Consider the following 8108-nt stretch of genomic DNA (forward strand, 5'->3'; position numbering starts at 1 on the left):
AGGGTTCGGCTAAAAGCGTTTTACTCTTTGTTGAGGGAGATTTGCTTAGAATGACTAGGCTACTTCCCCCTCGCCGCGATTAAAACGCTTTTATCTCGAACAAAATTTAACCACGAAAGGTCAACACGCCCTAAAAAGCTGTAAACGAGTTTGGTAGGAGAACAACATGGAGAGTTCAGCTATGTTAAGCACCCCAGCGACAGATGTTATATTACATGCTTTTGACTGGTGCTACGCTGACGTAATGAAGAACGCCCCTCTGATCCAAGAGTTGGGTTATAAATCTGTTTTAGTATCGCCGGCAATGAAATCGTTACGCGGCCCTAAAGGTAGCGATCGAGATTCCGGCACTCAATGGTGGCAGCGTTATCAACCCCAAGATTATCGTGTGATTGATAATCAGCTTGGTGATACGCAAGACTTCACAGCCATGGTGAACACGTTAAAACAACATGGGCTTCGTACCTATGTGGATGTTGTGTTTAACCATATGGCTAACGAATCGAGTATCCGTGGTGATTTAACGTATCCGAATCAACAAGACATGGCGTCTTACCAACAAGATTCTGAGTATTACGAATCCATTCGTTTGTTTGGTGATCTTTCTAAACCTTTGTTTGATGAAAACGACTTTGTAGAAGCGTTTGGTATCAAAAACTGGAAAGACACTTGGGAAGTGCAGAATGGACGTATTACTGGTGGAGCAAGCGACCCAGGCCTGCCAACGCTATTAGACAACGACAATGTGGTCGCGCAGCAGCGAGCTTACCTAAAAGCCTTGAAAGCGATTGGTGTGAAAGGGTTTCGCATCGATGCAGCGAAACACATGACACTGTCACACCTACGTAAGGTTTGGACCGATGATGTATGCGAAGAAATGCATATATTTGGCGAGATCATTACTGACGGTGGTGCAACCAAAGAAGAGTACGAACTGTTCCTTGAGCCTTATCTTAAACACACTCGTTTAGGGGCTTACGATTTCCCTCTATTCAATACCATCTTCAAAGCTTTTGAAGAGCAGGGCAGCTTTAAATCTCTGATCAACCCTTACTGTTTTGGTCAAGCTCTGTCGAACATGCGAGCGATCACTTTTGCTGTCACTCATGATATCCCAAACAATGAGGTGTTTTTGGAACATGTGATGGATGAAGTCGACGAGCGATTGGCTCATGCCTTTATTCTTGGACGAGATGGCGGTGTGCCGCTTGTTTACAGTGAACTCAGCACCAGCGGTATTCTGGACAAGAGCGGTCAACCTCGTTGGCTTAACGACTGGCAAGCGTCTTATATGAAAAACATGATTCAATTCCATAACCATGTTCATGGTGAAGCGATGCGGGTGGTTGAAGCCAATGATGACTTGTTGGTGTTTGTACGCGGCGACAAAGGCATTGTGGTGATTAACAAATCGAAACGAAGCAAGACGGCCTCATTAAATTGGACTGGCGCTGTGACGGATCTGTTGTCTGGTGAAGTGTTCGAATGTGTTGGCAAGGATTTAACCATTAAGGTGGAATCCAACCAGTGCAGGATGCTGACTACCAACTAGCTCGAGCCTGTTACGAGTTAGAAAGCACATTTTGCAAAGAAAACCCCGTTTACTGTTTACCAGTAAGCGGGGTTTTTTATTTAAAGCTGTTTATTGCTTACTAAACAGGGTGTTAGTTAAACAGAGTGTTCGTTAAACGGTAAGGCGATTAAACCGTAAACTTGTTCAATAGCTCGTCTTGTTGGCGAACATTGTCAGTTTGAACTTGCATTGCTGTGTTTGCGTCTTGAGCTGCGTTCGATACCTGTGTTGAAAGGTCTTTGATCTTAACCGTGTTGTTGTTGATTTCTTCCGCTACCAAGCTCTGCTCTTCAGCTGCTGAAGCAATCTGAATATTCATATCAGAGATACGCTGAATCGCGTCGCGAATGCGGTCAAGTGAAGAGTTTGCTTGCTGAGCGCGTTCAACGGCGTCAGTCGCTGTGTCTTTACTTTGGTTCATCGCGTTAGATACAGAGCTTGCACCCGCTTGGAGTTGCTCAATCATGTTGCGGATTTCAGTGGTCGACTCTTGAGTACGTTGCGCCAGAGTACGAACTTCGTCAGCTACGACGGCGAAACCACGCCCCGACTCGCCTGCACGTGCCGCTTCAATCGCTGCGTTCAATGCCAGTAGGTTGGTTTGGTCTGCGATATCGTTGATTACTTTAAGAATCGTCTCGATATTTGCTGTTGCTGATTCAAGTACTTGTACTTCTGCAACGGCTTGGTCGATACGCGCTGAAAGGTTATCAATCGCTTGAGTCGTGTCACTTACGACAGAAGTACCTTCTAGTGTCGCATCGTCAGCTTCACGAGCGGCAGCAGCTGCGCCTTGAGCGTTGTTTGCGACTTCCGTTGCGGTAACGGCCATCTCGTTCATTGCGGTTGCCAACTGTTCAAGCTCTTGTAGCTGGGTATTCATCGCGTTTGCTGATTCGCCGGCGCCTTGAACCGTAATTTCAGTACCACGCTTAATTTCAACACCAATTGCTTTCGATTGAATGATCTGATTTTGCAGGTTTTCGGTAAAGGTGTTAAAGCCTTTCGCAAGGTCAGAGAACTCTTTATCAGTGTTGGTATCTAGACGTTTAGTTAAGTCACCTTGTCCACTTGCAACATCTTGAATTGCTTGGTTAAGCGTCTCAAGAGGGCGCATTAACACACGAATAAGGACGGTTAAAGCAATTATGCTGAGAATAACCGCAATTAAAGAGTAGATTATCGAGCTGTTTTTCAGATCTTGAACCGTTTGGAATGCGATTTCTTCATCAAGTATTGCGCCAATGTACCAATCTTCACTTGGGATGTGAGTGAAGTTCACTAGGAACTTTTTGCCGTCGACTTCAATTTGTTGAGAGCCTTCACGAATGGTCGCTTGTGGCAGGTAGCTTGATAGTGTTTCGCCATTGTTTTTCGCATTAGGGTGAGCAATCGTTGTACCGTCGGCAGTGACTAGGAATAAGTAACCCGCGTCAAACAAATTCACTTGGTTTACCAAGGTCGCAAGGTTCGTCAGCTCTAGGTCGTAGAACATACCCGCAGTGAAGCGGCCGTTTTCTTGCACTGGCGTACCAATTGAAATGATGACTTTCTTGCTTGATACGTCCACATAAGGGTCGGTAACAACTAAACTGTTTTTGGACTTAGCATCAATGAACCAAGGGCGAATTCGTGGATCGTAATCCGGGCCAGCTTCCCAACCATCATCATTTTCAATAACGAAACCGTTTGCGTCATAGCCAAAACCAACCGCGAGGAAGCTGCTTTTAAGTTTTGGCTTTTCTAGGATGTTTTGAACGTAGGTACGATCTTGAGGGTTGATTTCAATGACTTCAGTCGTCGACTGAGCTAATGCTTTTTTTGCATTCATCTCTGATACAACGGTGTTCTTAATACCAGAAACCATTTCTTTCAGGCTTGCATTGACGTGGTTCTCTACAGCACTTTTTACGGTGTAAAGTTGCTGTATTGAAAGCAATGATACTGTCACTAATAGCAAGGCTGATGATGCAGCAACCACCTTATGGCTAAATTTCATTGTGTTTTCCTCTTCTCACAAGCTTTGCGAAAACTAAAGTTAATCGTGTTTTTGTAATTATATATATCGACAGGGTTGGAATTTACTTGAATGTAATTTCACCAAATAGACTACAAAAATACAACAACCCGCACAACGGAAAATTCAGATAATTACATACTTGCTACTTTTGCTATTTGGGCCAATGACTTGAGAGCTTCGCTAAGCAACGTCACGCTCAGTTTCGTTGAGTGTTTATTAGACTGGTATGCGCATTGTTTGTTATCAAGGTTAAAGGAGAGAAGTAATAGATATGAAATTAAATGATATGCTCAGTCAATATAATAAATATATTGTGAAGGGAATGTGAATATAAATAGCAGAAATAAAAAACCTCACAAAAGTGAGGTTTCATTATATTAACGCTTTAACTTGCTACATCTAATTTAAAATATTAGATGCGCTACACCTGCGATAACTGGAAGCGTAATTAAGGTACGTAGAATAAAGATAATAAACAGTTCTAAGATGTTCACTGGAATCTTACTGCCTAGAAGTAGAGCGCCTACTTCAGACATGTAAATCAGCTGAGTTACCGACATTGCTGCAATAACAAAGCGAGTCATCTCGTTGTCGATAGAAGCGGCAAGGATCGCTGGGATGAACATATCCGCAAAACCAACAACAATGGTTTCAGATGCTGCAACCGCTTCAGGTACTCCAAGTAGCTCAAGGAATGGAATGAAAGGCTGACCTAGGAATGAGAACACAGAGGTGTATTCTGCAATCACCAATGCCATTGTACCTAGCCCCATTACAACAGGAAGAACGCCGAATACCATGTCGACTGCGTTACGAATGCCTTCACCAAATACAGACTTAGCAGACTTCACTTGTGATGCCTTATTTACCGCGAGTTCAAGACCCCAAGAGAAAGTCGAGTGACCCGCTGGGATTGCATCAGCATCTTTGTGAGGCTTTGTACCATCAATGAAGGTGTCTTTCTTCATGCTCAGTGGAGGAAGGCGAGGGATGATTACCGCGGCCACAATACCTGCTAAGCAGATTGCTGCGTAGAAAGGTAGGAATAGGTGCTCTAGTTCTACTTGAGCAATCACTACAAGGCTGAACGTGATAGATACTGCTGAGAAAGTCGTACCAACAACAGCGGCTTCACGTTGAGTGTAGAATTTCTTCTCGTACTGTTTGCTTGTAAGCAGGATACCAACGCTGCCGTCACCTAACCAAGAAGCCATACAATCGATAGCACTACGACCCGGCAGGTTGAAGATTGGACGCATCACTTTACTTAGTAAGGTGCCAAACAGTTCTAACAAACCGAAGTTAAGTAGAAGTGGTAATAGTAAACCGGCAAAGATGAATACTGAAAATAGAGTCGGCAATAGGCCCTCTAACACGAGACCACCGGTGTTTTCTTCCCAGATAAACTCAGGGCCAACTTGGAAGAAAGCCATGAATGCTGCAGCACCACCGATAATACGAACCAACAACCATAGTGGAGATGGGTTGAAAAGGCCGTTTAGAAATGAATTCGATGTAATGAATGTAGGTTTGAAAATGGTGCTTAACACGGAAGCTACAGACATGAAGGCAACGATTGCAGTGATAATAGCAACTAGAGACTCACCGAAAACCGCTTGAATTGATTTGGCTAGAATAGCGACAGGGATTGTGAGATCACCTTGGTAGCTAATTGGCGCCATGAAGAGGAACAAACCAATCATAGATGGGATTAAGAAAACCCAGAAACTGCCTTTAGATTTCTCTGGTTGAGCAGTATTCGTGTTGTTAGACATGTTAATTATTCTCGTATTTCTACATGTAAAAAAGCCACATCCTTGGCATTTTTATTCTCTAAACATCCGTATTTTCTCATTGGGTGCAAGATTACCGAGTATTAATATCACTTGCAATACTATTCATCAAATATCGCTAAATATTCACGCAGGTTATTCTGCAACAAATTATGAGTTTAGAATAAAGTGTTGCAGATGTTACATATTCTCATGGTTATTACTAGGCGTTTATAAATTTACTGAGGCTTCAGTTCGATAAGTTAGGTAGAGCCAGTAGCTAAACGCGACAATGAACGCGAAAGAGGCAGGGAAAGCCAGTGCCAAAATTTCAAAGCGCTGGAACAGGCAAGCACCACTTAAACCACCAAACAGAAAGCCAACAACGATGAACATAAGAAGTTTGGCTTTACGGCGGTCAAAAGGCATCCCCTTTAAGCGTGCGCCAATCATGATCCCAAGGTCTGTGATGATCCCGCTCATGTGTGTGGTGCGAATGATCGCCCCGCTATAGGTGGTGATCATTGCGTTCTGCAACCCACACGCGGCTGAAGCGAAATACTGGCCTGAAGTGTAGCCTTGTAACAGTGCCCAAAGCGCCAAGAACAGCAATCCACCCTCAATACATAGCGCAACACCGTAACGGCGTCCTAACTTCAATGCTTGATTTTCGATAAAGAATCCGCTGAACGCGGCACCTAGCATAAAGCTCATAATGATTAGCAGGAGGTGCATAGAAGTTGAAGTCGGCGTGAGCAGGCTGCTGCCAAGTAAAGACATGGTGCCTGAAATATGGGAGATAGCTTGATGTTGGAAGCCGAGTAAACCAATAGCATTAACGCTGCCAGCAAGGCCCGCTAACAGTAAGGCGCCGTATTCAACCCAGCGAGGTAGTTTAGAAATCATGTGGTTCACCCTGGGTTAAAAAGAGGAGCAGATTATAACGCTAGCGAAAAGATACGCTAGCGTTGTAGAACGTTGATATTTGATCTTAGGCAACAGTCTTGCAGTTTGTTCCAATACTGTTGCTTTATAGAGAAAATGGTCAGTAACAGGCTAGTTGTAGTGACTCATCTGGTGGTCAAATTTGACCCATCCGTGTTTGCGTTCTTCGTAGACTGAAAAGCTTGGTTGCGGAAAGTCTTGCTCTTTAAATAGTCCGAGCGGGACGACATAAAAATCGGCGGCGGCAACCGACTGCAATAGCATGGTAGTGCCACATTTAGGGCAAAACTGGTAGGTGACTTCATTGCCCGTGTCACTGATACGTGAAAAGGAGGTGACCTCTCCGTTGAGTGTCACTTGTTCTATGGGAAATCGAGCCTGAACCCCGAACACACTTCCGGTGCGCTTCTGACATTCATAACAATGGCATATGGAGGTGCGTTGAGGCTCGCCTCTGCAGACTAAATTGACGGCTCCACAGCGGCATTCGCAACTTCTGATATTCTTCTCTTTAATATGATTGATATCCATCCGTGCTCCACTTCTGGTTAACCCTGTATTGATAATTATACTAAAGCCCTTTATGGTCTGCACAACTGGATGAAAACAAAAGAATATAATTGCTCATGAAAAAGAAAATCTTACCTATACCTCTGATTTTACTGATTCCTATTATCATGCTGGTTGTGGTGATACTGGCGGGTATTTATCGCTTTAGCTTAAGTGACGAAGAGATCTTGGCGAAGTTTCCTTCTTCTCAAGTCAGTTATGACCCTGTTGTTGAAACCGTTTTTGATTTGAAGACGACTAACCCATGGACAATCAAAGTTCCTGAAACCAACGCGTACGCCTTTATTAATGAAGTCGATGGACCAAGATCAATCGCGTTTGGGCGGTATGACTCCGGTGTTGAGCGTGGTGTGGTCACCGTAGACACCAACAACCTTTCAAGTGTCACGTTAGGCAAGGCGAGTTTCTTTGTTGCACCTATGTGGGTATCTAACCAAGGCAGTGGCGTTTTCTATTATCTTGGCCTGTTTAAACATGACCAGCATCGAAGCCGCGTCGTGTTAGTTGACCAATTCTTTCTTGGTGACCGTGTGAGAATCCAAACTTTAGAGATTACTCAGCTGCTCGATTCACAAAGCAAACTCTCTGGGGAAGGTTTTATCGGCTTTACTCGACATTCTGCGGAACAATCTTTTCCAGAATTGCAATCTGAAAAGGTGTTAATGAGTTTTTCTTTCAATACGCAATCAATTGATGAGCAATGACGTTTTTGTTAGAGCAAGGAACTGTTGTTTATGTGAGCTAAATTACATATTATCTTAAGTAGATGAATGAAATTTAGACACACTTAGCTTTGTGTCTGCTTACTTTACAAATGGAGCTTGCGAATGATTAATAAACGTTTTTTTAAGACGAAAGATGAAGTTGAAGTGACTTTCGAGCTAGAAGCTCAAGAAGCTAATTCTGTATCAATCGTTGCTGACTTTCTGGATTGGAAAGCGACGCCAATGAAAAAACTGGCGAAAGGGAAGGTTTACAAGTTTAAAACTCGTCTTCCGAAAGATGGCGAGTTTCAATTTCGCTACTTAGTTGATGATCAACAATGGGTGAACGATGCTAATGCTGATCGTTATATCCCGAATGAATTTGGTGAAGATAATTGCTTGGTATCGACAGTTAACGTTTAATTGAAATAGCACGACTTAATTGAAATAGTATGAATTAAAAAGCAGGAACTAGATGTTTCTGCTTTTTAATGTCTAAATCGTTGGTTCGTGGTTCGTGGTTC

General features: G+C 43.4%; 7 protein-coding genes. 3 read left to right on the forward strand and 4 right to left on the reverse strand.

Translation table 11 applies throughout. The features are described 5' to 3' along the window. Positions 1–166 precede the first annotated feature (166 nt). Positions 167–1552, forward strand: coding sequence for an alpha-amylase family glycosyl hydrolase (locus tag AB4407_RS01705; protein WP_372117990.1), 1386 nt, complete (start codon positions 167–169; stop codon positions 1550–1552). Positions 1553–1700: 148 nt separating this feature from the next. Here the strand turns inward: AB4407_RS01705 and AB4407_RS01710 are convergent, their stop codons facing one another. The 4 genes from AB4407_RS01710 to AB4407_RS01725 form a co-directional block, all read right to left on the reverse strand. Further along, complete coding sequence (locus tag AB4407_RS01710) at positions 1701–3572, reverse strand: methyl-accepting chemotaxis protein (RefSeq protein WP_372117993.1); 1872 nt, start codon at positions 3570–3572, stop codon at positions 1701–1703. 425 nt (positions 3573–3997) lie between these two features. Further along, the gene (locus tag AB4407_RS01715; RefSeq protein ID WP_372117995.1) at positions 3998–5368 is read right to left on the reverse strand and encodes a YjiH family protein; all 1371 of its coding nucleotides are present in this window, start codon (positions 5366–5368) and stop codon (positions 3998–4000) included. 228 nt (positions 5369–5596) lie between these two features. Continuing rightward, entirely contained in the window at positions 5597–6271 is a 675-nt protein-coding gene (locus AB4407_RS01720; protein WP_009845723.1) for a YoaK family protein, read from the reverse strand. Positions 6272–6421: 150 nt separating this feature from the next. Next, the gene (locus AB4407_RS01725; RefSeq protein WP_174208771.1) at positions 6422–6904 is read right to left on the reverse strand and encodes a GFA family protein; all 483 of its coding nucleotides are present in this window, start codon (positions 6902–6904) and stop codon (positions 6422–6424) included. 32 nt (positions 6905–6936) lie between these two features. On the opposite strand from AB4407_RS01725, the gene AB4407_RS01730 reads away from it, so the two are divergent. Beyond that, a complete protein-coding gene (locus AB4407_RS01730; RefSeq protein ID WP_371709554.1) occupies positions 6937–7584 on the forward strand; it encodes a hypothetical protein in 648 nt (215 codons plus the stop codon). Positions 7585–7707: 123 nt separating this feature from the next. After that, positions 7708–8007: an isoamylase early set domain-containing protein gene (locus AB4407_RS01735; protein ID WP_012600273.1), complete on the forward strand. Its 300-nt coding sequence runs from the start codon at positions 7708–7710 to the stop codon at positions 8005–8007. The last annotated feature ends 101 nt before the right edge of the window (positions 8008–8108 follow it).

The organism is Vibrio sp. 10N.261.46.E11 (assembly GCF_041472735.1).
Lineage (GTDB): Bacteria > Pseudomonadota > Gammaproteobacteria > Enterobacterales > Vibrionaceae > Vibrio.

What these genes read in the sequence shown, in the direction of transcription:
- AB4407_RS01730 (WP_371709554.1), top strand. Translation starts at nt 6,937, where the DNA reads ATGAAAAAGAAAATCTTACCTATACCTCTGATTTTACTGATTCCTATT.
- AB4407_RS01720 (WP_009845723.1), bottom strand. Translation starts at nt 6,271, where the DNA reads ATGATTTCTAAACTACCTCGCTGGGTTGAATACGGCGCCTTACTGTTA.
- AB4407_RS01705 (WP_372117990.1), top strand. Translation starts at nt 167, where the DNA reads ATGGAGAGTTCAGCTATGTTAAGCACCCCAGCGACAGATGTTATATTA.
- AB4407_RS01710 (WP_372117993.1), bottom strand. Translation starts at nt 3,572, where the DNA reads ATGAAATTTAGCCATAAGGTGGTTGCTGCATCATCAGCCTTGCTATTA.
- AB4407_RS01735 (WP_012600273.1), top strand. Translation starts at nt 7,708, where the DNA reads ATGATTAATAAACGTTTTTTTAAGACGAAAGATGAAGTTGAAGTGACT.
- AB4407_RS01715 (WP_372117995.1), bottom strand. Translation starts at nt 5,368, where the DNA reads ATGTCTAACAACACGAATACTGCTCAACCAGAGAAATCTAAAGGCAGT.